The sequence below is a fragment of the Actinomadura sp. RB99 genome (genome assembly GCF_014706005.1).
Classification (GTDB): Bacteria; Actinomycetota; Actinomycetes; order Streptosporangiales; family Streptosporangiaceae; genus Spirillospora.
The window spans coordinates 79106-99051 of record NZ_JABMCA010000014.1 but is presented as its reverse complement, the minus strand read 5'-3'; the positions used below and the strand labels follow the sequence as shown (position 1 = coordinate 99051).

Sequence of the window (19946 nt, the reverse complement as noted above, 5' to 3'; positions counted from 1 at the left end):
GGCGCCGACAGTCTCGCGATGCCGGTGCTCCTCCCCCGGCCCCGGGGCGGTGGGGCGGCTTCTCCGCTGGGAGTAGGCGCGGCGGCGTCGTACATCTCGGGGCGTAGTGGGCGGGGGGTCGGTACGCGAAACGCGCAGTGCGGTTCGGGGCTTGCGCAGGATTCGCGGAGGGGGTGCGGGGCCGGAGGATCGTGTCGTGGTTTCCGGCGATCGTTCGTGGGGGTTGTGCTGATGGACCCGTTGGTGCTGGCGCGGGTGCAGTTCGCGTTGACGGCAGGTTCGCATTTCGTGTTCGTGGCGTTGACGTTGGGGCTGGCGACGCTGGTGGCGGTGATGCAGACGCGGGCGACGTTGTCGGGCCGTGCGGTGCATGCGCGGATGACGCGGTTCTGGGGCCAGCTGTACGTGGTGAATTACGCGGTGGGGATCGTCACGGGGCTGGTGATGGAGTTCCAGCTCGGGTTGAACTGGTCGGGGATGTCGCGGATGACGGGCGGGGTGTTCGGGGCGCCGCTCGCGCTGGAGACGATCGCCGCGTTCTTCGTGGAGTCGACGTTCCTGGGGTTGTGGATCTTCGGGTGGGATCGGCTGAACCGGTGGGTGCATCTGGGGTTGATCTGGGTGGTGACGCTGACGGCGTATCTGTCGGCGTACTTCGTGCTGGTGGCGAACGGGTGGATGCAGCGTCCGGTGGGTTACGAGATGCGGGACGGGGCGGCGCGGCTGACGGACGTGGGGGCGCTGCTGGGCAATCCGACGGCGGTGCTGGCGTTCGGGCATGTGCTGTTCGGGGGGCTGCTGACTGCGGGGTTCTTCATGGCGGGGGTGAGCGGTTACCACCTGCTGCGGCGGACGGCGGAGGTGGAGTTCTTCCGGCGGTCGATGCGGATGGGCCTGGTGACGGTGATGGCGTCGGTGATGCCCGTGGTGGTCGTCGGGGGGATGCAGTACCGGTACCTGCAGCCGACGAAGACCGGTGGGGACGACGCGGCCGCGGCGGTGGCGGACTTCACGGCGCGGTTCGGGCCGGGCGATTACATGGCGCCGGGGCAGGCGGGCGTGGGTGAGGCGGTGATGACCGGGTTGTGGTCGCTGATGCTGCTGCTGGCGGTCGTCGCGCTGGTGAAGGTGTGGTGGGGGCGGTGGCTGGTGCGGGGCCGGGTGTTCCACGTGGTGATGATCTGCGCGGTGCCGCTCCCCTATGCGGCGATGCTGGCGGGCTGGATGTTCCGTGAGGTGGGGCGGCAGCCGTGGATGGTGTACGGGGTGCTGAAGACGCGGGACGCGCTGTCGCCCGGGGTGGGGTCGGGGACGTTCGCGGTGTCGTTCGCGGCGTTCACGGTGCTGTTCGCGGTGCTGGTGGCGGTGAACGCGTGGTTGCTGGCGCGGTTCGCGCGGCGGGGGCCGGACGGGGGTGCGCTGGGGGCCGCTCCCCCGGTGGCGCCGTCGGCGCCGGCGGTGTCGGCGACGTTCTGATGCTCGGTTTCGTGACGGTGCGACGGGAGTGTGCGTGATGGAGTCGTTGGCGGTCGTGCTGCTGGCGGTGTTCGCCGGCGGGTATCTGGTGCTGGCGGGTGCGGACATCGGGGTGGGGATGCTGCTGCCGTGGCTGGGGCGGGATCAGCGGGAGCGGCGGGTGGTGATCGCGTCGTTCGCGCCGTTCTTCCTCGGGAACGAGGTGTGGCTGGTGGCGTCGGCGGGTCTGGTGGCGGGGGCGTTCCCGGGGTTGGAGCACCGGTTGCTGGCGGATCTGTATCCGGTGGCGGCGGTGCTGCTGGTCGGGTGGGTCGTGCGGGACATGGGGCTGTGGCTTCGCGGGCGGGTGGACGCGGCGGGGTGGCGGACGGTGTGCGATGGGGCGGTGGTCGCGGGGAGCTGGGCGCTGGGGTTGGCGTGGGCGTCGCTGCTGGGGTCGGTGCTGGGCGGCGGGGGTGTGAACGCGGGGAGCGTGCTGGCGTTGCCGTTGGCGGTGGTGTTCGCGTGGCATGGTGCGGCGTTCGCGCGGCTGCGGCTGTCGGGTGAGCTGGCGGTGCGGGCGGCGCGGGGTCGTGGCCGGTATGCGGTGTCGGCGGTGGTGCTGGTCGTGGCGGCGGTGGTGGCGGGGTCGCGGTTGCCGTGGTCGGAGGTGGTCGCGGAGGGCGGCGGGTTGTCGTTGACGGCGGTGTCGGCGGTGGTGCTGCTGCCGTTGCTGGCGGCGTCGCAGGCGCTGGTGTGGCGGACGTTCTGGGGGCGTGTGGATTCGCCTTCGTACCTGTGAGCCGGGGGTCGGTGTGAAGGGTGTGGAGCGGCGGCTGCTGGGGCTTCTCCCCCGGCGGGTGCTGGTGGGGTTGGGTGTGCTGGCGGCGGGTCAGGGTGTGCTGCTGGTGGTGGCGGCGGGTCTGCTGGCGCGGGCGGTGGCGGGCCTGGATGCGGGGTCGTTGCCGTGGGTGGTGGCGGCGGTGGCGGGCCGGGCGGTGCTGGCGTGGGTGTCGTCGCTGGTGGCGGGGCGTGCGGCGGCCGGGGTGAAGCGGGGTTTGCGGGCGGGGTTGCTGGCGGGCGGGGCGGTGGACGCGGGGGCGCGGGTGACGCTGCTGACGCGGGGGCTGGACGCGGTGGACCCGTTCTTCACCGGGTACGTGCCGCAGTTGCTGGCGGCGTGCGTGGTGCCGCCGCTGGTGGTGGCGCGGTTGTGGGCGGCGGACTGGGCGTCGGCGGTGGTGGTGCTGGTGACGTTGCCGTTGGTGCCGGTGTTCGGTGCTCTGGTGGGGTTGCGGACGGCGGCGTTGACGGGGCGGCAGTGGGGGGCGCTGCATCGGCTCGGGGGGCATTTCCGGGACGTGGTGGCGGGGTTGTCGACGTTGCGGGCGTTCGGGCGGACGGGGCATCAGTCGGGGGTGGTGCGGGCGCTGGCGGAGGAGCATCGGCGGGCGACGACGGGGGCGTTGCGGGTGGCGTTCCTGTCGTCGCTGGTGCTGGAGCTGGTGTGCGCGTTGTCGGTGGCGCTGGTGGCGGTGCCGGTGGGGTTGCGGTTGCTGGACGGCGGGATGCTGCTGTCGACGGGGCTGCTGGTGCTGGTGCTGACGCCGGAGGCGTATCTGCCGTTGCGGGCGTTGGGTGCGCGGTTCCATGCCAGTGCGGAGGGGGTGGCGGCGGCCGAGGAGGCGTTCGCGGTGCTGGACGGGCCGGCGGCGCCGTCGGCCGGTCGGGCGGTGGTGCCAGCGGCGGTGGTGCCGGAGATCGTGCTGGATCGGGTGACGGTGCGGTATCCGGGGGCGGAGCGGGCGGCGTTGGAGGAGGTGTCGTTGCGGATCGGTGCGGGTGAGCGGGTCGCGGTGACGGGGCCGTCGGGTGCGGGGAAGTCGACGTTGCTGCTGGTGGTGGCGGGTTTGGTGGCTCCGGTGTCGGGGCGGGTGCTGGTGGACGGGGTGGATCTGGCGGAGCTGGATCCGGTGGCGTGGCGGCGGCGTCTGGGGTGGGTGCCGCAGCGTCCGCATCTGTTCGCGGCGTCGGTGGCCGACAACATCCGGCTCGGTGATCCGGAGGCGGGGATGGAGCGGGTGGTAGAGGCGGCGCGGGCGGCGGTCGCGGACGGTTTCGTCGGGGAGATGCCGCAGGGGTATGCGACGGTGCTGGGCGAGGGCGGTGCGGGGGTGTCGGCGGGTCAGCGTCAGCGGCTGGCGGTGGCGCGGGCGTATCTGGCGGGTGGTCCGGTGATGCTGCTGGACGAGCCGACGGCGCGGTTGGACGTGGCCAGTGAGCGGGCGCTGGTGGAGGGTGCGGCGCGGTTGCTGGAGGGGCGGTCGGCGTTGGTGGTGGCGCATCGTCCGGCGCTGCTGTCGCTGGTGGACCGGGTGGTGCGGCTGCAGGACGGCCGCTTGTCGGAGCCTGCGTCGGAGCCTGGTGCAGAGTGCGTGCGGGCCGGTGCGGCTGAGGGAGGCAGGGCGGCATGAGGGGGCTGTGGGGTGCGGTGCGGCCGCATGCGGTGCGGCTGGTGGCGGCGGCGCTGGCGGGCGTGGCGGCGGAGGTGTGCGGGCTGGCGCTGGTCGCGACGGCGGCGTGGCTGATCGCGCGGGCGTCGCAGCGTCCGGAGCTGGCGGTGCTGTCGGTGGCGATCGTGGCGGTGCGGGGGTTCGCGCTGGCGAAGGGGTCGCTGCGGTACGTCGAGCGGCTGGCGGGTCATGACGCGACGTTGCGGGCGCTGGCGGAGCTGCGGGGGCGGGTGTTCGACGCGTTGGCGGCGTGGCGGCGGTCGGATGCGGGGCTGCGGGGCGCCGGTGCGCTGACGCGGATGGTGTCGGACGTGGAGGCGGTGCAGGACCTGCTGCTGCGGTGCGTGCTGCCGGGGGTCGCTGCGGTGGTGTGCGGGGTCGTGGGCGTGGTGGTGTGCGGGTGGGTGGCGCCGGCGGCGGCCGTGGTGCTGGCGGTGGGGGTGCTGGTGGCGGGTCCGGTCCTGGCGTCGGTGGCGGCGTGGGCGGCCGGGCGGGCGGGGGCGCGGGTCGCGGCGGGGCGTGAGGAGCTGGCGGTGCGGGCGCTGGACGTCCTGGAGGGTGCGGCGGACCTGGCGGTGTTCGGTGCGGACGGGCGGTTCGCGGCGGCGGCCGGGGACGCGGCGGCGGGGCTGCAGCGGGCCGAGCGTGCGGCGGCGCGGGTGTCGGCGCTGGTGGCCGGGGCGGGTGTGGCGGTGCAGGGGTGCGTGGTGGCGGCGGTCGCGTGGGCGGCGCTCGGGAGCGGCGCGGACCAGGTGGGGGCGGCGGTGGCGGGGTTGTCGGCGCTGGTGGCGGTGGAGGCGGTGCTGCCGCTGGCGGGGGCGGCGCAGCGGTGGCGGGAGGTGTGGCCGGCGGTGCGGCGGGTGGAGGCGGTGCTGGCCGCCGCTCCCCCGGCGCCGCGTCCGTCGCGTCCGGTGGCGGTGCCGCAGGGGCCGCTGGCGGTGGAGCTGCTGGGTGTGCGGGTGTCGTACGCGGGCGGTGCGGGCGCGGCGGGCGGTGGGGCGCGTCGGGTGCGGGCGGCGCTGGACGGGGTGGATCTGCGGGTGGAGCGGGGCCGGCGGGTGGCGGTGGTGGGCGCGAGCGGTGCGGGCAAGAGCACGCTGCTGGCGGCGGTGTCGGGTGAGGTGGTTCCGCAGGCGGGCGCGGTGCTGCTCGGCGGGCTGGACGCGGCCCGGTACGGCGCGGGCGGTGTCGGGGGCACTGGGGGCGCGGTGCGGGGGTTGATGCAGGACGCGCACGTGTTCGCGGGGTCGGTGCGTGCGAACCTGCTGCTGGCGCGTCCGGACGCGACGGACGGCGAGCTGGAGGCGGCGGCGCGGCGGGCGCGGTTCCTGGAGGTTGTGCGGGCGCTGCCGGACGGGTGGGACACGCCGGTCGGGACGGGCGGGCATGGGTTGTCGGGCGGGCAGCGGCAGCGGTTGCTGCTGGCGCGGGCGCTGCTGGCCGATCCGCCGGTGCTGGTGCTGGACGAGCCGGCGGAGGCGCTGGATCCGGTGATGGCCGACGCGGTCGTCCGGGATCTGCTGTCGGCGCCGGGCGGTGGGACGCTGCTGCTGGTCACGCACCGGTTGGCGGCGCTGGACGCGGCGGACGAGGTGGTGGTGATGGATCGCGGCCGGGTGGTGCAGCGGGGTCGTCACGACGAGCTGGTGGCGGTGGCGGGCCCGTACCGGGATCTGTGGGACGCCGAGCTGCTGGCCGCCTGACCCCGGCCTCTCCCCCGCCCCGGCACGACTCGCTGCGGGCCGGGGCGGGCGGGTGGAGGGGTCAGGTGAGGTCGCGTAGGGCGGCGGCGATCGCGGTGACGCCGTCGTCGATGGCCGAGGGGGCGGTGGCGGCGTAGCCGAGGACGAGGCCGGGCGGGGCGGGCCGCTGGGCGTGCCAGGACAGCGGCTGGGTCTTGACGCCGCGGCCGAGGGCGGCGGCGGCCAGGTCGGTGTCGGTCACATCGGCGTCCCCGAGGCCGGGGCGGTCGGGGAAGGTGACCAGCAGGTGCAGGCCGGCGGCGGCGCCGTGCACGACGGCGCCGGGCAGCCTCGCGCGGATCGCGTCGATCATCGCGTCGCGGCGGGCGCGGTGGCGGCGGCGCAGCGTCCGCAGCTGCCGTTCCATCTCCCCCGACTCCATCAGGTCGGCCAGGACGAGCTGGGGCAGCGCGGCGTTGCCGAGGTCGGCGAAGCGCTTGGCGTCCACGAGCGCGTCGCGGTGGCGGGGCGGGGCGAGGACCCAGCCGGTGCGCAGCGCGGGCGCGAGCAGCTTGGAGACGCTGCCGGCGTAGAAGACGCGGTCGGTCAGCAGGGCGCGCAGCGCGGGGGCGGGGGGCCGGTCGTAGCGGTGCTCGGCGTCGTAGTCGTCCTCGATGATCAGGCCGCCGGCGGTGGCCCAGTCCCTCAGCTCGCGGCGCCGGGTGCCGGACAGGACGGTGCCGGTCGGGAACTGGTGGGCGGGGGTGAGCAGGACGGCGGGGGCGCCGGTGCCGCGCAGGGCGTCGACGCGGACGCCGTGGTCGTCGACGGGGACGGGCGGGGTGCGCATGCCCCAGTGGTCCAGGTGCTGGCGGGTGCCGAGGGAGCCGGGGTCCTCGACGGCGACGGTGTCGATGCCGGTGTCGCGCAGCACCTGGGAGAGCAGGCCGAGGGCCTGGGCGGTGCCGGCGAGGATGACGATGTCGGCGGGGTCGGCGCGGATGCCGCGGTTGCGGGCCAGCCAGCCGGCGACGGCGGTGCGCAGCGCGGGCGTGCCGCGCGGGTCGCCGTAGCCGAAGGACGGTGCCGCCAGTGCGGACAGGACGCGGCGTTCGGCGCGCAGCCATGCGGCGCGCGGGAAGGCGGCCAGGTCGGGGACGCCGGGTGACAGGTCGATGCGTGCGGGTGCGGCGCGCAGGAGGTCGAACGCTTCGGCGCCGGGCCGGTCGGGGAACACCGGGCGCGGCGGTTCCGCCGGGCCGGGGCGGCCGGGTGCGCGGGCGGGGGGTGGCGGCGGGGCGGTGAGGGGCGCGGCGACGACGATGGTGCCGGCGCGGCCGCGTCCGGCGATGTGGCCGTCGTCGGTGAGCCGCTGGTAGGCGTCGGTGACCACGCCGCGCGAGACGCGCAGGTCGGCGGCCAGGACGCGGGTGGCGGGCAGGCGGCTGCCGACGGGCAGGCGGCCGTCGGCGATCGCCTCGCGCAGCCGTCGGGCGAGCCAGGCGGCCATGCCGCCCGGCGGTGCCTCGGCGGTGTCGAGCTGCAGGAAGTCCGCTCCGATGCCGACGCGGGTGCCCGGCCCGTTCCCGGATCCGCCGCCCGGAGCCGGGGCGTCGCCGCCACCGGTTATGGCCTGGTCGGACGCGCCGTCTTTGGACCTGTGCATCGGGCCATTGTGGCGGGACGGTGGGCATATGGAAACAGCGACCGCTCCCGGGCACCCTTCCGGCCAGGCGCCCGGCCAGACATCAGGCGAAGCATCCGGTGAGGCGTCCGGTGAGGCGTCCGGCACCGTCCGGGGCTATGTGCACGGCTATTCGGAGCACGAGACGCGGCGGCTCGGCGACCAGGCCGACACGCTCGCCGCGCTGCTGCACGGCGCCGCCGACGGGCAGGCCGGGACCGCCTACCCGCCCGGGTCCCGCGTCCTGGAGGTCGGCTGCGGCGTTGGCGCCCAGACCGTCCACCTGCTGGCGTCCTCCCCGGGCGCGGACCTCACCGCCGTCGACGTGTCCGCCGCGTCCCTGGCGGTGGCGAGCGACCGCGTCGCCGCCCGGTTCCCGGCCGCGCGGGTGCGGTGGCTGCGGGCCGACCTGCACGACCTGCCGTTCCCCGGCGGCGCGTTCGACCACCTGTTCGTCTGCTTCGTGCTGGAGCACCTGCCCGACCCGGCCGCCGCGCTCGCCGGGCTGCGGCGGGTCCTGCGGCCCGGCGGCACCCTCACCGTCATCGAGGGCGACCACGGGTCGGCGTTCTTCCACCCCGACAGCGCCGCCGCGCGCGCCGCGATCGGCCACCAGGTCCGGCTGCAGGCCGCCGCGGGCGGCGACGCGCTCATCGGCCGCCGCCTGCACCCCCTGCTGGCCGGGGCCGGATACCGGCAGGTCACGGTGCGGCCCCGCACCGTGTACGCCGACCGGAGCCGGCCGGCGCTGGTCGAGGGGTTCACCCGCGACACCTTCACCGCGATGGTCCGGGCCGTCCGCGACGACGCGGTAGCCGCGGGCCTCACCACACCGGAGGAGTTCGACCGCGGCATCGCCGACCTGCGCCGCACCGCCGCCGAGGGCGGCACGTTCCACTACACCTTCTTCAAGGGCACCGCCGTCAACCCCGCCGCCCCGCACGAGGCCACCCCGCACGAGCCGCCGGACGGCGCGCCGCCGCGCGGGCGCTGAGGACGATCGAGGCCGAGCATGCGTCGAGCCCCGCCTCGGCGGGGCTCGACGCATGACGGGGTCATTCGGGCAGCAGCGGCCCCAGCGGCCCGAGGTCGAGGTTCAGGTCGCCGTCCTCCAGGTCGAAGTGGTCCTTGAGCCGGGTCATCGCCTCGTCCAGGCGCATCAGCGCCAGCCCGAGCCGCTCGATCTGCTCGTCGGTGAGGTCGCCGCCCTCCGCGCGGCGCAGCGCCTGCCGCTCCATCAGCTGCCGGATCAGCTCCACCAGCGTCAGCACCAGCTTCACCAGGTCCCGCTCGACGGTCTCGGGGTCGGTGCGCAGCCGCTGCATCGTGCGCGACGACCGCTCCCGCAGGGCCTCGGCGTGCGCGGACGCGCGGGTCGCGCGGACCGGGGCGTCCGCGGCGGCGCCGCCGGTGCGGCCGGCGAGGATGTCGTCGGTGAGCGGGTCGCCCGCCGCGGGGTCGCGCACCGACACCTCGCCCGACACCGGCGCGCGCTCCCCGGCGCGGGACCGTCCGGTCCCGGGGCCGGTGCGGGGGTCGCGGGGCGTGGGGTTCACCGTTCCTCCTCGCGCAGCATCTCGTCGCCGCGCAGCAGCTCGTCGCGGACCGAGGTGACCAGCGCGCGCAGCGACACCCGCACCAGGTCGACCTCCGCGATGGAGATGACCAGGTCGCCGGCGATCATCACGCCGCCGGCCAGCAGCCGGTCCAGCAGGTCGACCAGCGCGATCCGCTCCATCGGGACGTCGCGGCCGGTGTCCAGGACGGCCGTCACCGCACCGCCCCCTCGGCCGCCCGCCCGGCCCCTTCGGTCTCGGGTGCGGGGTCGGTGGTGTCGATGAAGGAGTAGGGCGGCCACGGCCCCGTCACTTCCACCTCGATGCCCGGCCACCGCTCCCCCGCCGCGCGCGCCGCCTGCGCGAACGCCTCGGCGTCGCCGTCCTCGAGCAGGTAGGCGGCGTTGAGGATCTGCACGCCGTCGCGGCCCGACAGCTTGGGGTCCTGCGGCGGGTGGTGGCGGGCGGCGACCGCGAGTTCGGCGAGGCCGTCGTGGATCGCCGCGGCCTGCTCGCTGACCTTGCGGCCCGCGTCGGCGCGTCGGCGCCGCTCGTCCTGGCGGCGCCGCAGATAGGCCGTCCCCGCCCCGCCCGCACCGGACCGCGGCTCGGACGCGGCGGGCTCGGAAACGGGCGCGGGCTCGGGAGCCTGCGCGGGTTCGAGGGCCTCGCGGTGCGCGTAGGCCTTGACGCCCCACTCGGCGCGGCCGGCGACCCGGTCCAGCGCCAGGGCGAACCGGTCGCCCTGCTCATCGAGGACCTGCGCCACCCGCGCGTCGTCACGGTAGATCGTGGCGATCCGCACCGGCGCGGTCGGCGCGGCGTGCGCCGCCCGGTCCACCACGTCGTGGTGGGCGCGGGCGGTCTCCTCCAGCCACGCCAGGTCCTCCAGGTTCTCGCGCAGCGCCGCCTCGCCGTACTGGTCCAGGCGGACGGTGCTGACCAGCGCGGTCAGCGTCCCCGCCGGGCCGGTGCGCACGACGGTGCGCACCGGCGCGCCGCCCACTCCGGCGGCGCCGTCCAGCGCCGCCGGGTCCAGGCCCCGCGCCACCCCGTACAGGTAGACGGCGAGGCCGTCACCGACGGTGTCGTGGTCGGTCACGATCCGGCCTCCTTCCCCTCGGCGCGGCGGGACCCGGAGCCTTCGGAACCGGACGCGGCGGAGGCGTCGCCGGCCTCCAGCGCGGCCAGCCGCTCGCGCAGCCGCCGGTTCTCCTCCAGCAGCTCCCGGTCCGCGCCGCCCTCCACGTGCCCGTCGCCGGACTTCGGCGCGCGGGCCTTCGACGACAGCGACGGGTCGTGCTCCCACCAGTCGATGCCCATCTCGCGGGCGCGGTCGACCGAGGCCACCAGCAGCCGCAGCTTGATCGTCAGCAGCTCGATGTCCAGCAGGTTCACCCGGACGTCACCGACGATCACGATGCCCTTGTCCAGGATCCGCTCCAGCAGGTCGGCCAGGTTCGCCGACTGCCGCTCCCCCGCCATCGACTTGGCGGGCCCCCGCGAGCCGGTCCAGGTGATCTCGCTCAACGGTCCTCAGTCCCTCTCCACTCGTCCGCGCGGGTACCGGCGGACGCGCCGGTAGGACACCAGTTCGCCGTCCGCGTCGACTTCGGTGTCGTAGATGGCGAGGATGTCGGCGGAGTCGGGGATGCGGTGGGTCTCCACCACCTCCACGGCCACGCGCCAGCCGTCCTCGCCGGAGCGCTCGAGTCCGACGACGCTCTCGGCGGCGCGGCCGGTCATCGCCGTCACGTGCTCGGCCGCCCGCTTGGCGGCCTCGGACGCCGACATCATCACTGGTCTCCCTCCACGCGCCGCGCCGCTACAGGCCGCGGGCGCGGCCCTCGTGCAGGCGGGCGATCAGTTCCTCCTCGCGGGCGGCGGCCTCGTCCTCGCCGATCTCGCCCGCGGCGACCTCGTCGGCGATCTGCTGCATCTCCGCAGCGATCCTGCCGGGGTCGTACAGTTCCTGCTCGGCCTGCTCGGTGAGCACCTCCGCCAGCCACATCACCCCGCGCACGGGCGCCAGCGGCAGCGTCACCAGGCCGGTGAACAGGCCCATTCACGCCTCCGGGACGAAGTCGTAGGGCGGCAGCGGCCCGATCAGCCGCAGCCGGATCCGTTCGGTGTGGGACGCGCCGAGCTTCTCCACGACCTTCTCGAACTCCTCGCGGCGGTCGGTGCGCACCAGGAACGAGGCGTCCAGGACGTCCTCCTCGCGGGGCGGCGTCTTGCGCACGAACGCCTCGGCCGCGGGCGCGACCGCCTCCAGCAGCACCTGCCCGTCGTGCTCGCGGCGCCGGTCCATCGCCTGCGCGATCAGCTCGCCGAGGCGGACCTGGTCGTAGTAGACGGCGTCGGCGACGTCCGCGGGGACCTCCCGCAGCCGCTGCGACAGCTCGGCGACCTCCGGCTCGGCCTGCATGATCTCGCGCAGGACGGTGTCCTGGACGTAGGTGGCCTTCAGCCGCAGCTCCACCCGGCCCTCGAGCTGGTCGATGACCTGCCCGAGCCGGTCGGAGTTGCCCTCCAGGAGTTCCTTCTGGACCGCGGTGCGGTCGGACAGGGCGGCGCCGAACCGGAACGGCAGCACCACCATGCCCGCGTCCAGCAGCGCGTTCAGCACCCGCTGGTGCGCGACCAGGTCGGCGCGCTCGCCCAGCGGGCGGCCCGCCGGCAGGTCGCTGACGACCGCGGCGCAGCGCCCGCCGTCCTCCACCAGGGTCACCGGCCGGTCGTCCAGTCCCGCCACGTCGGCGGGCAGGGACGCGCCGGCGCGCGTCACCCCGTACACGTACTGGGGGGTCTTGCCCTCACCGGATTCGTTCGGGGAGGTCATTCGTCGTCCTCCTTCTTGCGGGACGACCGCCGCCGCGCGGGCTGCTTGTCCTCGTCCTCGTCGTCATCGTCGGAGCCGCCGCCGAAGGTCTCCTTCAGCCGCTCGCCGGCGCCTTCCAGCGCGCCCCGGGTCTTCTTCTTCGCGCCCGACTCCTGCATGCCCTCCACGAACTGCGGCAGGCCCTGCGAGGTGCCGTCGTGGGCGATGTCGAGGCGGTTCACCGCCTTGGCGAACCGCAGGTAGGTGTCCACGCTCGCCACCACGATCCGCACGTCCACCGTGAGGATCTCGATGCCGACCAGCGACACTCGGGCGTAGATGTCGATGACCAGACCCTTCTCCAGGATCAGGTCGACGACGTCGGCGAGGCTGCTGCTGCCGCCACCGCCGCCGCGCTGGACGGTGCTGGTGCCCGAGGTCTGCTGGGCTATCGGCCCAGTCATGTCATCTCCTTGTCCGGGGGAAAACGTTCATGCACCCCTCTACCCGCCTCGACCTGTCTAAACGGACATTCCGGTTTCGGTCAGGCACCGGTCAAGTGGCATGCCGCGCCCCCGGGACCCTCCCGCACGGGAGGGTCCCGGGGGCGCGAAACGGGCGGGTCAGCGCTTGGTGCGGCGGCCGATCAGAATGCCGGCGCCCGCGGCGGCCACCACCGGCGCCGCGCGCAGCAGCCGCCGCAGCGTCACCAGCCGCGCCAGCCCCGCCACCCGGCCCGGCAGCGCCGCCACCTGGCCGCCGACCTGCCCGGCCACCTGCCCGGCCACCTGCCCGGCGCCCGCGCCGACGGCGCTGACGGCGTCCGTGCCGGCGCGGGCCGCCGACTTCGCGCCGGACGCCGTGCCCGACACGGCGCCCGACGCCTTCTCCGACACCGCGCCCGACGCCTTGGCAGCGCCCGACGCCTTGCCGGACGCCTTCTCCGAGGCCTTGGCGGACGCGGCGGTGCCGGCGCGCGAGGCGTTCTTGCTGATCTGTCCGGGGCCCTTGCCGGGCACCGAGGGGGTGTCCATCCTCATTCCTTCCATTCGGGGGGATCTCGCCGTGCGAGTAGGGGTCATCCGCGCAGGCGGGGCAGCACCTCGCGGGAGTAGAAATCGAAGAATCCGTCCTGCTCGGGCCCGATCTGCGTGACGAACACGTCCTCGTACCCGGCGTCGACATAGGCGCGCAGCGCCCGCACGTGCACCTCGGGGTCGGGACCGCACGGCACCTTCTCGGCGACCACGTCCTCGGTCACCAGCTGCGACAGCTGGCGGAACTGCCGCGGCTGCGGCAGCAGCTGGTTCGCCTCGCCCGGCAGGTGGTCACTGGCCCACAGCCGCAGCGCGGTCCGCCGCGCCCGCTCCTCGTCGGACGCCCAGCACGCCTTCAGCCCGCCCTGCACCCGCCGGCCCGCACCGCCGGCGTCGCGGAACGCCTTCACCAGGTCCGCGTCGGGCATCATGCAGATGAACCCGTCGGCGATCCGGCCCGCCAGCGTCGCCGCCTTGGTCCCGAACCCCGACATGTGGATCGGCGGCGGCTCGTCGGGAACGGTGTACAGGCGGGCGGTGTCGAGGCGGTAGTGCTCGCCGCGGTGGGTGACGAGCTCGCCGGTGAACAGCCGCCGCACCAGCGCGACGGCCTCCTCCAGCATCTCCATCCGCTCGGCCGCCGGCGGCCACCGCGAGTCGATGATGTGCTCGTTGAGGAACTCGCCGGTCCCGACGCCGAGGGTGAACCGGCCGCCGGTCAGCACCGCGCACGTCGCCGCCGCCTGCGCCACGATCGCCGGGTGCGTGCGCACCAGCGGGCACGTCACCGCGGTCCCGACGGGCAGCGACGTCGCCTGCGAGATCGCGCCGATCACCGACCAGGCGAACGACGCCTGGCCCTGCTCGTCCAGCCACGGGTGGAAGTGGTCGGAGATCCACAGCGCCTCGAACCCGGCCTGCTCGGCCAGCCGCGCCTGCCGCACCAGCTCGCCGGGGGCGTGCTCCTCGCTGGACAGGAAGTACCCGAACCTCGCCATCTCCGCCCCCTTCCCTCGCCTGCCCGCGCCGTCGACCCGGCGCTCGAGCCCGGTGCTCCCGGAGGCGCGGTGTCCCGCCGGCGCGGTGCGCCTCACGGTCGTAGCGCGGCCTACCCGGCGAGGCGCACGCAAACATTCCGGCGCCGCACCACGGACGGCACGAACCGGTGACCGGTAGGGGATGCGGGCGGCGGCCGCTTGCCGCCGGTCACGGTTGGAACCGTCCGCTCGGGTATGCGGAAACGCATGACGCCACCAGCCCCGGGCCCGCCCGGGCGACCGCCCGGACTGCCCCCGGCCGGCCCCCGCGCCGCGCGGACCACCCCGCTGCTGCGCCCCGGCCCCGCCCGCCGCGCCGCCGAACCCCTCGCCTGGTGGGCCGCGCTCCTCGCGCTCTACCTGTCGCTGATCTCCACGATCGACGTCACCGAGATCACCGTCGGCGCCGTCGCCGCCGCGTTCGGTGCCGCCGCCGCGACCGCCGGGCGCCGCGCCCTGTTCACCACCGGCACCGCCCACGACCCCGCCGGGCCCCGCCGCCCCGCCGCCGACCTCGCGCCCGGCGCGCGGCCCGTCCCGCCCGCCCGGCTGCTGCCCCCGCTGGCGCTGCTGCCCGCCCAGATCGTCGCCGACAGCGCCCGCGTCGCCGTCCTCGGCGCCTCCGGCGGCGCCTGGACCTCGCTGGCCGTCGCGCCCGGCGCCGCCAACCGCGGCACCGCCACCCTGCTGGTGTCGACCTCGCCCGCCACCTTCGTCGGCGGCGTCGACCCCGAGCGCGGCCTGCTGAACGTCCACCGCCTCGGCCGCGACCCGTCCGCCTTCGAGCGGCGGCTACGCGACACCGGCCTCGTCCAGGACCCGCGCCGCTCCCCCCACCGCCCCGACGAACCCGACACCCCCAGCGCACCGGACGGACCGCGCGAGCCGGACGGGCCGGGCGGGCCGGGCGGGCACGGACCTGGGGAGGCGCGATGAGCATCGCCGTCCCCGCCCTGGTGCTGCTGGCCGGCGCCGTGCTGCCCGCGCTGCTGACCACCCTGCGCGGACGCCCCGTCGACCGGCTCGCCGGCCTCATCGTCACCGGCCCCCTGGTCACCCTCGTGCTGACGCTGCTCACCTCCGCCTACGGGCGCCCCGCCTACCTCGACGTCGCCCTCGTCCTGGCCCTGCTGTCGTTCGCCGGGGCGCTGGTGTTCGCCCGCTTCTTCAGCCGGACCCTGTGACAGGACGGAACGACCGTGACCGGGACACCACCGCGATGACCCTCCTCGCCGACACCCTCACCTGGGCCGGCACCGCCGTCTGCGTCCTGGCCGGGCTGCGGCTGGCCCGCACGCCCGGCGCCGCCGGCCGCCTGCACGCCGTCGCGCCCGTCACCGCGCTCGGCGCTCCGCTGCTGCTGGCCGGCCTGGCCCTGCACCCCTGGTCGTCCTGGCACGACGTCGTCAAGATCGTCGTGATCGGGGTGCTGCTCGCCGCGACCGGCCCCGCGACCGTCGTCACCGCCGGGCAGGCCGTCGCCCGCGCCGACCGGCCCGACCACCGCCGCCCCGGCCCGCGGAACGCGGACGGGCGCAGCGGCGGCCCGGGAACGGAGGGATCGTGAGCGACCCGTTCTCCGGCGCCCTCGCCGACGCGCTCATCCTCACCGCGCTCGCCCTGACCGTCCTCATGGCGACCGCCGTCGTGCTGACCCGCAACCCCGCCCGCCAGGCCATCGTCCTGTCCGGATACGGGATGGTCCTCGGCGTGCTGTTCCTGATCCTGCAGGCCCCCGACGTCGCCATGTCCCAGATCGGCGTCGGCACCGTCGTCGTCCCCCTCATCGTCGTGCTCGCCCTGCACGCCACCCGCCGCCACCGCGAGGGCGGCGACACCGGCGAGGAGGACCGCCGCCCCGACCGCGACGGCGACGCCGACGGCGCCGGGACCGGCACGGCGTCCGACACGGCGTCCGGCACGGTGCGCGAGGACGCGCGATGAGGGCGCCCGCATGAGGACCCGCACCCGCACCCTGCTGTTCCTCGCCGGCGCCGCCGGCGTCGCCGCCCTGTTCACCGCCGGCGCCCTCGACCTGCCCCGCTTCGGCGGCGCCGTGCACCCCTACGGCGACCGCGCCGTCCGGCAGGCCCTGCGCGAGTCCACCACCAACACCATCTCCTCGGTCAACTTCGACCAGCGCGCCTTCGACACCGTCGGCGAGGAACTGATCCTCATGGCCTCGGCGATCGGCGCGGTGGTGCTGCTGCGCGTCGTCGGCAAGGAGGCCGAGGACGAGGGCGCCGCGCACCGGCTCGGCCCCGCCGAGGTGTCGGACGCGCTGCGCATCGTCGGCTACCTGCTGCTGCCCGTCACCCTGCTGATCGGCGTCTACATCATCGCCCACGGCGCCCAGTCCCCCGGCGGCGGATTCCAGGGCGGCGTCATCCTCGGCACCGCCGTCCACCTGCTGTACCTCGCCGGCGACTACCCCGCCCTGCAGCGGCTGCGGCCCATCCCGGTGTTCGAGTCGACCGAGGCGCTCGCCGCCGGCGTGTTCGTCGCGATGGCCCTGGCCGCCGCCGGCGCCGTCCCCGCCCTCAACGGCGCCGTCGGCGTCGAGGTCGGCTGCGCGCTGGTCCTGCTCATCGGCAAGTTCTTCGAACAGGCGCTGCTCGTGCGCGAACCACCCGGGGGGACCCCGTGAGCCACCTGCCCTACCTGGCCGCCGCCTGGATCGTCCTCGTCGGGATCTACGGCATCGTCACCAGCCGCGACCTCATCCACGCCGTGGTGTGCCTGTCGGTCACCCAGTCCGGCACCTACGTGCTGCTGCTGGCCATCGGCTACCGCTACGGCGCCACCGCCCCCGTCTTCTCCGACCGCCCGCCCCGCGGACGCCCCGTCACCGACCCCGTCGTGCAGGCCATGACCCTCACCGACATCGTCGTCGGCGCCACCGTCACCGCCCTGCTGCTCGCCCTGGCCGTCCAGGTCGCCAAGCGCCGCGGCACCATCGACCCCGGCGAGCTGAGGTCGCTGGAATCGTGATCCTGCAGGTCACCATCGCCGTCCCCATCCTGGCGGCCGCGCTGCTGGCCACCGCCGGGCGGTGGCTGCCGCGGCTGGTCGTCGACGTCGCCGCCGTGCTGGCCGTCGCCGCCGTCGCCGCGCTGTCCGCGCTCACCCTCACCCGCGCCCCCCACCACGCCCAGGTCAGCTGGCTCGGCGGCTGGGGACCGGCCACCGGCGTCGGGATCCCCCTGGTCGCCGACCCCTTCGCCGCCGGCCTCGCCCTCGTCACCGCCCTGCTCACCCTCGCCGCGCTGCTGTTCTCCTGGCGGTTCTTCACCGAGATCCAGGCGATCTTCCACACCCTCATGCTGCTGTTCCTGGCGGCCATGGTCGCCTACGTCTACACCGGCGACCTGTTCGACGCGTTCGTGTTCTTCGAGCTGATGAGCGTCGTGGCGTTCGCGCTCACCGGCTACCGCTCCGAGGAGCCCTCCACCGTCCACGGCGCCCTCAACTTCGGCATCATCCAGTCGATCGGCGCCTACCTCACCCTCGCCGGCATCGCCCTGGTCTACGCCCGCACCGGCCAGCTCGGCCTCGCCACCACCGGACGGCAGCTCGCCGGCAGCGGCGCCGGCGGGCACGGCGACGCCCTGGTCACCGCCGCGTTCGTGCTGATCTGCACCGGCTACCTGGTCAAGGCGTCCGCCGTCCCCTTCCACTTCTGGCTCGCCGACGCCCACGCCGTCGCCCCCACCCCCGTCTGCGTGCTGTTCTCCGGCATCATGGTGCCGCTCGGCGTCTACGGCATCGCCCGCACCTACTGGGCGACGTTCGCCGGGCTCGTCCCGCTGCGCGCCATCGCCGTCCTCGGCGCCGCCGCCGCGCTGCTCGGCGCCGTCATGTGCGTTCTGCAGCACCACATCAAACGGCTGCTGGCCTACTCCACCATCAGCCACGTCGGGCTGCTGCTGGTCGGCGTCGCCGCCCACGGACCCGACGCCCTCGCCGGCACCGCCTACTACCTCGCCGGGCACGCCGGCGTGAAAGGCGCCCTGTTCCTGGCGGCCGGCGCCCTGCTCAACCGGCACGAGACCGTCGACGAGCACGAACTGCGCGGCCGCGGCCGCGGCATGCCCGTCACCGGCGCCACCTTCCTGCTCGGCGCGCTCGGCCTGGCCGGGCTGCCCCCCTCCGGGCTGTTCGCCGGGCACGCCGTCACCGAGCACGCCGCCGAGGAACTCGGCTGGTGGTGGTTCACCCCGCTGGCCATCGTCGCGTCCGCGCTCACCGCCGGCGCCGTCCTGCGCGTCTGGCTCGGGGTGTTCCGCGGCACCCCCGCCGAGGAGGACCCCGCGCACCGCGGACGGCCCGGCGCCGGCGGCGGGCACGAGGACCCCGAGACCCGCCCCACCCTGCGGAACCTGCCCTGGACGATGCTCACCCCCGGCCTGGTCCTGCTCATCGGCGCGCTGCTGGTCGGGCTGATCCCCGGCGGGCCCGTCGGCACCGCCGCCGCCATGTTCACCGACCGCGACGGCTACGCCGCCCTGGTCCTGGACGGCCGCGTCCCCCACCCCCACGCCGTCCCTGCCGACCCCTGGACCGCCTCCGGCGTCGCCGGATTCCTGGCCACCCTGCTGCTGGCCGCGCTCGTCGCCGGGTACGCGCTACGGCGCCGCGCCTCCCACTCGGCCTCCGACCCCGCCTCCGACCGGCAGGGGCCCCTCGCGCGGACCGCCGCCGCCGCGGCCGCCCGCCTGCACGCCCTGCACTCCGGGCACATCGGCGACTACGCCGCCTGGCTCACCGCCGGCGTCGCCGTCCTGGCCCTGCTCACCGCCCGTTTCTGACCCGCCCCACCGCGCACCGCCCGCACCCCCGCGCACCCCGGCTTGCCGCCGCACGCACCCGCACGCGACCCTGGCACCCGGAAGCCGCCGCACCCCGGAGAGGGACCGTCGCATGAACCACCGCACGGCCCGCCCCGCACCCACGGCCCCGCCCGCACCACCCGGACGCGGCGCACTGGCCGCACCCGCCGCCCTCCTCGCCGGCGCGCTGCTCACCACCGCCGTGATCGTCGCCGTCCTCCTGCACGACCGCCCCCGGCACCCGCCCGGCGCCGCCCCGCCCGCCCGCGTCCTGTCCCGCTACGAGACCGCCGCGCCCGGCAACACCATCGACCGCGACTGCGGCTACAGCGCCCCCCTCACCGGCCACCGCGACCTGTGGCTGTTCTGCGACTCCACCTGGAAGGGCACCCGCCCCGGCCTGTGGCTCGGCGCGACCGCCGCCACCGGAACCGCCGCACCCGGACGCGTCCCCACCGACCTCACCGAACTCCCCACCCCCGGCACCCCCGGCACCCCTCGCACCGGAACCGCCACCGCGCCCGGCGACGGGCCGCCGCAAGCGCTCCTGCCCACCCCGCCCGGCCTCCAGCTCCCCGGCGGCGCCCCCTGCCACATCCCCGGCACCGCCTACAGCGCCTCCTGGATCTCCGGCGCCGCACCCCTGCCCGGCGACGGCACCGTCCTGCTCACCTACACCGATGTGTGCGTCCACGGCACCACCATCACCCCGCAGGGATACGGCATCGCCGCCTACCGGCCCGCCGACCGCACCCTGCACGGCCAGACCCGCGTGTTCACCGTCCCCGGCGGCCTGCCGTTCCAGCTCACCCTCGGCTCCCCCGTCCTGCGCGACGGCCACCTCTACCTCTACGGGTCGGCCTGCGACACCTGGACCATCGGCGCCTGCGCCGCCGGCCGCGTCACCCTCGCCCGCGTCCCCGCCGACCCCGCCGCCTGGCGCGACCCGTCCGCCTACCGGTACTGGTCCCCCGCCGGATGGACGCCCGACGCGTCCCGCGCCCAGACCGTCGCCCCCGGCGCCGCGCCCGCCGCCGTCCACATCGCCGACTACACCGCCGCCGGCCAGGGCCTGGTCCTCATCGAGCAGCGCGGACTGGACGGCCGGTACCGGCTGTGGCGCGCACCCGCCCCGCAAGGCCCCTGGCGGCCCGCCGGGCAAGGCGCCGTCCCCTGCTCGGGCGGCACCGGCAACGACCAATGCCGCGCGTTCATCGGCCACCCCGAGCTCAGCACCACCGCCGCGCTGCTGATGTCGTACTACAACCCCGCCGACCGGCACGTCACCGTCCGCGCCGTCCCCTGGTGACACCCCGCACGCCGGGTCGCGGC

At 75.8% G+C, this 19946-nt stretch carries 24 protein-coding genes; 13 read left to right on the top strand and 11 right to left on the bottom strand.

Annotation, left to right across the window (positions count from 1 at the left end):
- Positions 1-231: 231 nt before the first annotated feature.
- Genes amrb99_RS15735 through cydC form a run of 4 tightly spaced genes read left to right on the top strand, consistent with a single transcriptional unit; the run spans position 232 to position 5671 of the window.
- A complete protein-coding gene (locus amrb99_RS15735; RefSeq protein ID WP_190856695.1) occupies positions 232-1476 on the top strand; it encodes a cytochrome ubiquinol oxidase subunit I in 1245 nt (414 codons plus the stop codon).
- A gap of 37 nt (positions 1477-1513) precedes the next feature.
- A complete protein-coding gene (locus amrb99_RS15730; RefSeq protein ID WP_190856762.1) occupies positions 1514-2257 on the top strand; it encodes a cytochrome d ubiquinol oxidase subunit II in 744 nt (247 codons plus the stop codon).
- 13 nt (positions 2258-2270) lie between these two features.
- Positions 2271-3929, top strand: coding sequence for a thiol reductant ABC exporter subunit CydD (gene cydD, locus amrb99_RS15725; RefSeq protein WP_190856694.1), 1659 nt, complete (start codon positions 2271-2273; stop codon positions 3927-3929).
- A complete protein-coding gene (gene cydC / locus amrb99_RS15720; RefSeq protein WP_190856693.1) occupies positions 3926-5671 on the top strand; it encodes a thiol reductant ABC exporter subunit CydC in 1746 nt (581 codons plus the stop codon). The genes cydD and cydC overlap by 4 nt, the downstream gene beginning before the upstream one ends.
- A 61-nt stretch (positions 5672-5732) precedes the next feature.
- On the opposite strand, the gene amrb99_RS15715 is transcribed toward cydC, so the two are convergent.
- A complete protein-coding gene (locus amrb99_RS15715) occupies positions 5733-7316 on the bottom strand; it encodes a PLP-dependent aminotransferase family protein (RefSeq protein ID WP_190856692.1) in 1584 nt (527 codons plus the stop codon).
- A 139-nt stretch (positions 7317-7455) separates the two neighbouring features.
- Between amrb99_RS15715 and amrb99_RS15710 the strand changes: the two genes are divergently transcribed.
- Positions 7456-8328, top strand: coding sequence for an L-histidine N(alpha)-methyltransferase (locus amrb99_RS15710; protein WP_206699955.1), 873 nt, complete (start codon positions 7456-7458; stop codon positions 8326-8328).
- A 61-nt stretch (positions 8329-8389) separates the two neighbouring features.
- Here the strand turns inward: amrb99_RS15710 and amrb99_RS53125 are convergent, their stop codons facing one another.
- The 10 genes from amrb99_RS53125 to amrb99_RS15660 form a co-directional block, all read right to left on the bottom strand.
- Positions 8390-8890 carry a gas vesicle protein K gene (locus tag amrb99_RS53125; RefSeq protein WP_347256692.1) on the bottom strand — a complete coding sequence of 167 codons (501 nt, stop codon included), beginning with the start codon at positions 8888-8890 and terminating at the stop codon, positions 8390-8392.
- A complete protein-coding gene (locus amrb99_RS15700) occupies positions 8887-9108 on the bottom strand; it encodes a gas vesicle protein (RefSeq protein WP_347256691.1) in 222 nt (73 codons plus the stop codon). Before amrb99_RS15700 ends, amrb99_RS53125 begins: the two co-directional genes overlap by 4 nt.
- Positions 9105-9992 (bottom strand): GvpL/GvpF family gas vesicle protein, encoded by an 888-nt coding sequence (locus amrb99_RS15695; protein ID WP_190856690.1) that lies wholly within the window; start codon positions 9990-9992, stop codon positions 9105-9107. Before amrb99_RS15695 ends, amrb99_RS15700 begins: the two co-directional genes overlap by 4 nt.
- Entirely contained in the window at positions 9989-10375 is a 387-nt protein-coding gene (locus amrb99_RS15690) for a gas vesicle protein (protein ID WP_190856760.1), read from the bottom strand. Before amrb99_RS15690 ends, amrb99_RS15695 begins: the two co-directional genes overlap by 4 nt.
- Before the next feature lie 51 nt (positions 10376-10426).
- Positions 10427-10687 (bottom strand): gas vesicle protein GvpO, encoded by a 261-nt coding sequence (gvpO, locus tag amrb99_RS15685; RefSeq protein ID WP_190856689.1) that lies wholly within the window; start codon positions 10685-10687, stop codon positions 10427-10429.
- Positions 10688-10715: 28 nt separating this feature from the next.
- A complete protein-coding gene (locus amrb99_RS15680; RefSeq protein WP_190856688.1) occupies positions 10716-10955 on the bottom strand; it encodes a gas vesicle protein GvpG in 240 nt (79 codons plus the stop codon).
- Positions 10956-11732, bottom strand: a complete 777-nt coding sequence (locus amrb99_RS15675) for a GvpL/GvpF family gas vesicle protein (RefSeq protein WP_190856687.1) — start codon at positions 11730-11732, stop codon at positions 10956-10958.
- Positions 11729-12175, bottom strand: coding sequence for a gas vesicle protein GvpJ (gvpJ, locus tag amrb99_RS15670; protein ID WP_190856686.1), 447 nt, complete (start codon positions 12173-12175; stop codon positions 11729-11731). Before gvpJ ends, amrb99_RS15675 begins: the two co-directional genes overlap by 4 nt.
- 159 nt (positions 12176-12334) lie before the next feature.
- Positions 12335-12745 (bottom strand): hypothetical protein, encoded by a 411-nt coding sequence (locus amrb99_RS15665; protein WP_190856685.1) that lies wholly within the window; start codon positions 12743-12745, stop codon positions 12335-12337.
- A 44-nt stretch (positions 12746-12789) separates the two neighbouring features.
- On the bottom strand, positions 12790-13746 hold the full coding sequence (locus tag amrb99_RS15660) for a TIGR03557 family F420-dependent LLM class oxidoreductase (RefSeq protein WP_190856684.1): 957 nt from the start codon (positions 13744-13746) through the stop codon (positions 12790-12792).
- Positions 13747-13992: 246 nt separating this feature from the next.
- On the opposite strand from amrb99_RS15660, the gene amrb99_RS50080 reads away from it, so the two are divergent.
- From amrb99_RS50080 to amrb99_RS15620, 8 genes are all read left to right on the top strand, one after another.
- Positions 13993-14721, top strand: coding sequence for a hypothetical protein (locus amrb99_RS50080; protein WP_206699954.1), 729 nt, complete (start codon positions 13993-13995; stop codon positions 14719-14721).
- Positions 14718-14969 (top strand): monovalent cation/H+ antiporter complex subunit F, encoded by a 252-nt coding sequence (locus tag amrb99_RS15650; protein ID WP_190856683.1) that lies wholly within the window; start codon positions 14718-14720, stop codon positions 14967-14969. Before amrb99_RS50080 ends, amrb99_RS15650 begins: the two co-directional genes overlap by 4 nt.
- The gene (locus amrb99_RS52395) at positions 14966-15352 is read left to right on the top strand and encodes a monovalent cation/H(+) antiporter subunit G (protein WP_190856682.1); all 387 of its coding nucleotides are present in this window, start codon (positions 14966-14968) and stop codon (positions 15350-15352) included. The genes amrb99_RS15650 and amrb99_RS52395 overlap by 4 nt, the downstream gene beginning before the upstream one ends.
- Positions 15349-15729, top strand: coding sequence for a DUF4040 domain-containing protein (locus amrb99_RS15640; protein WP_347256690.1), 381 nt, complete (start codon positions 15349-15351; stop codon positions 15727-15729). The genes amrb99_RS52395 and amrb99_RS15640 overlap by 4 nt, the downstream gene beginning before the upstream one ends.
- A 10-nt stretch (positions 15730-15739) precedes the next feature.
- Positions 15740-16432 (top strand): MnhB domain-containing protein, encoded by a 693-nt coding sequence (locus amrb99_RS15635; protein WP_190856681.1) that lies wholly within the window; start codon positions 15740-15742, stop codon positions 16430-16432.
- A complete protein-coding gene (locus amrb99_RS15630) occupies positions 16429-16776 on the top strand; it encodes an NADH-quinone oxidoreductase subunit K (RefSeq protein ID WP_190856680.1) in 348 nt (115 codons plus the stop codon). Before amrb99_RS15635 ends, amrb99_RS15630 begins: the two co-directional genes overlap by 4 nt.
- Entirely contained in the window at positions 16773-18593 is a 1821-nt protein-coding gene (locus amrb99_RS15625; protein WP_206699953.1) for a proton-conducting transporter membrane subunit, read from the top strand. The genes amrb99_RS15630 and amrb99_RS15625 overlap by 4 nt, the downstream gene beginning before the upstream one ends.
- Before the next feature lie 112 nt (positions 18594-18705).
- Positions 18706-19923, top strand: a complete 1218-nt coding sequence (locus amrb99_RS15620) for a hypothetical protein (protein ID WP_190856679.1) — start codon at positions 18706-18708, stop codon at positions 19921-19923.
- Positions 19924-19946: the final 23 nt, after the last annotated feature.

Bases quoted from the DNA above. Each gene is read 5' to 3' on its own strand.
- amrb99_RS15715 (WP_190856692.1), bottom strand. From the start codon at position 7,316: ATGCACAGGTCCAAAGACGGCGCGTCCGACCAGGCCATAACCGGTGGC.
- amrb99_RS15660 (WP_190856684.1), bottom strand. From the start codon at position 13,746: ATGGCGAGGTTCGGGTACTTCCTGTCCAGCGAGGAGCACGCCCCCGGC.
- amrb99_RS15635 (WP_190856681.1), top strand. From the start codon at position 15,740: ATGAGGACCCGCACCCGCACCCTGCTGTTCCTCGCCGGCGCCGCCGGC.
- amrb99_RS15680 (WP_190856688.1), bottom strand. From the start codon at position 10,955: ATGGGCCTGTTCACCGGCCTGGTGACGCTGCCGCTGGCGCCCGTGCGC.
- amrb99_RS15620 (WP_190856679.1), top strand. From the start codon at position 18,706: ATGAACCACCGCACGGCCCGCCCCGCACCCACGGCCCCGCCCGCACCA.
- amrb99_RS15650 (WP_190856683.1), top strand. From the start codon at position 14,718: ATGAGCATCGCCGTCCCCGCCCTGGTGCTGCTGGCCGGCGCCGTGCTG.
- cydC (WP_190856693.1), top strand. From the start codon at position 3,926: ATGAGGGGGCTGTGGGGTGCGGTGCGGCCGCATGCGGTGCGGCTGGTG.
- amrb99_RS15665 (WP_190856685.1), bottom strand. From the start codon at position 12,745: ATGGACACCCCCTCGGTGCCCGGCAAGGGCCCCGGACAGATCAGCAAG.
- gvpO (WP_190856689.1), bottom strand. From the start codon at position 10,687: ATGATGTCGGCGTCCGAGGCCGCCAAGCGGGCGGCCGAGCACGTGACG.
- gvpJ (WP_190856686.1), bottom strand. From the start codon at position 12,175: ATGACTGGGCCGATAGCCCAGCAGACCTCGGGCACCAGCACCGTCCAG.
- amrb99_RS50080 (WP_206699954.1), top strand. From the start codon at position 13,993: ATGACGCCACCAGCCCCGGGCCCGCCCGGGCGACCGCCCGGACTGCCC.
- amrb99_RS15690 (WP_190856760.1), bottom strand. From the start codon at position 10,375: ATGGCGGGGGAGCGGCAGTCGGCGAACCTGGCCGACCTGCTGGAGCGG.
- amrb99_RS15675 (WP_190856687.1), bottom strand. From the start codon at position 11,732: ATGACCTCCCCGAACGAATCCGGTGAGGGCAAGACCCCCCAGTACGTG.
- amrb99_RS15735 (WP_190856695.1), top strand. From the start codon at position 232: ATGGACCCGTTGGTGCTGGCGCGGGTGCAGTTCGCGTTGACGGCAGGT.
- amrb99_RS15730 (WP_190856762.1), top strand. From the start codon at position 1,514: ATGGAGTCGTTGGCGGTCGTGCTGCTGGCGGTGTTCGCCGGCGGGTAT.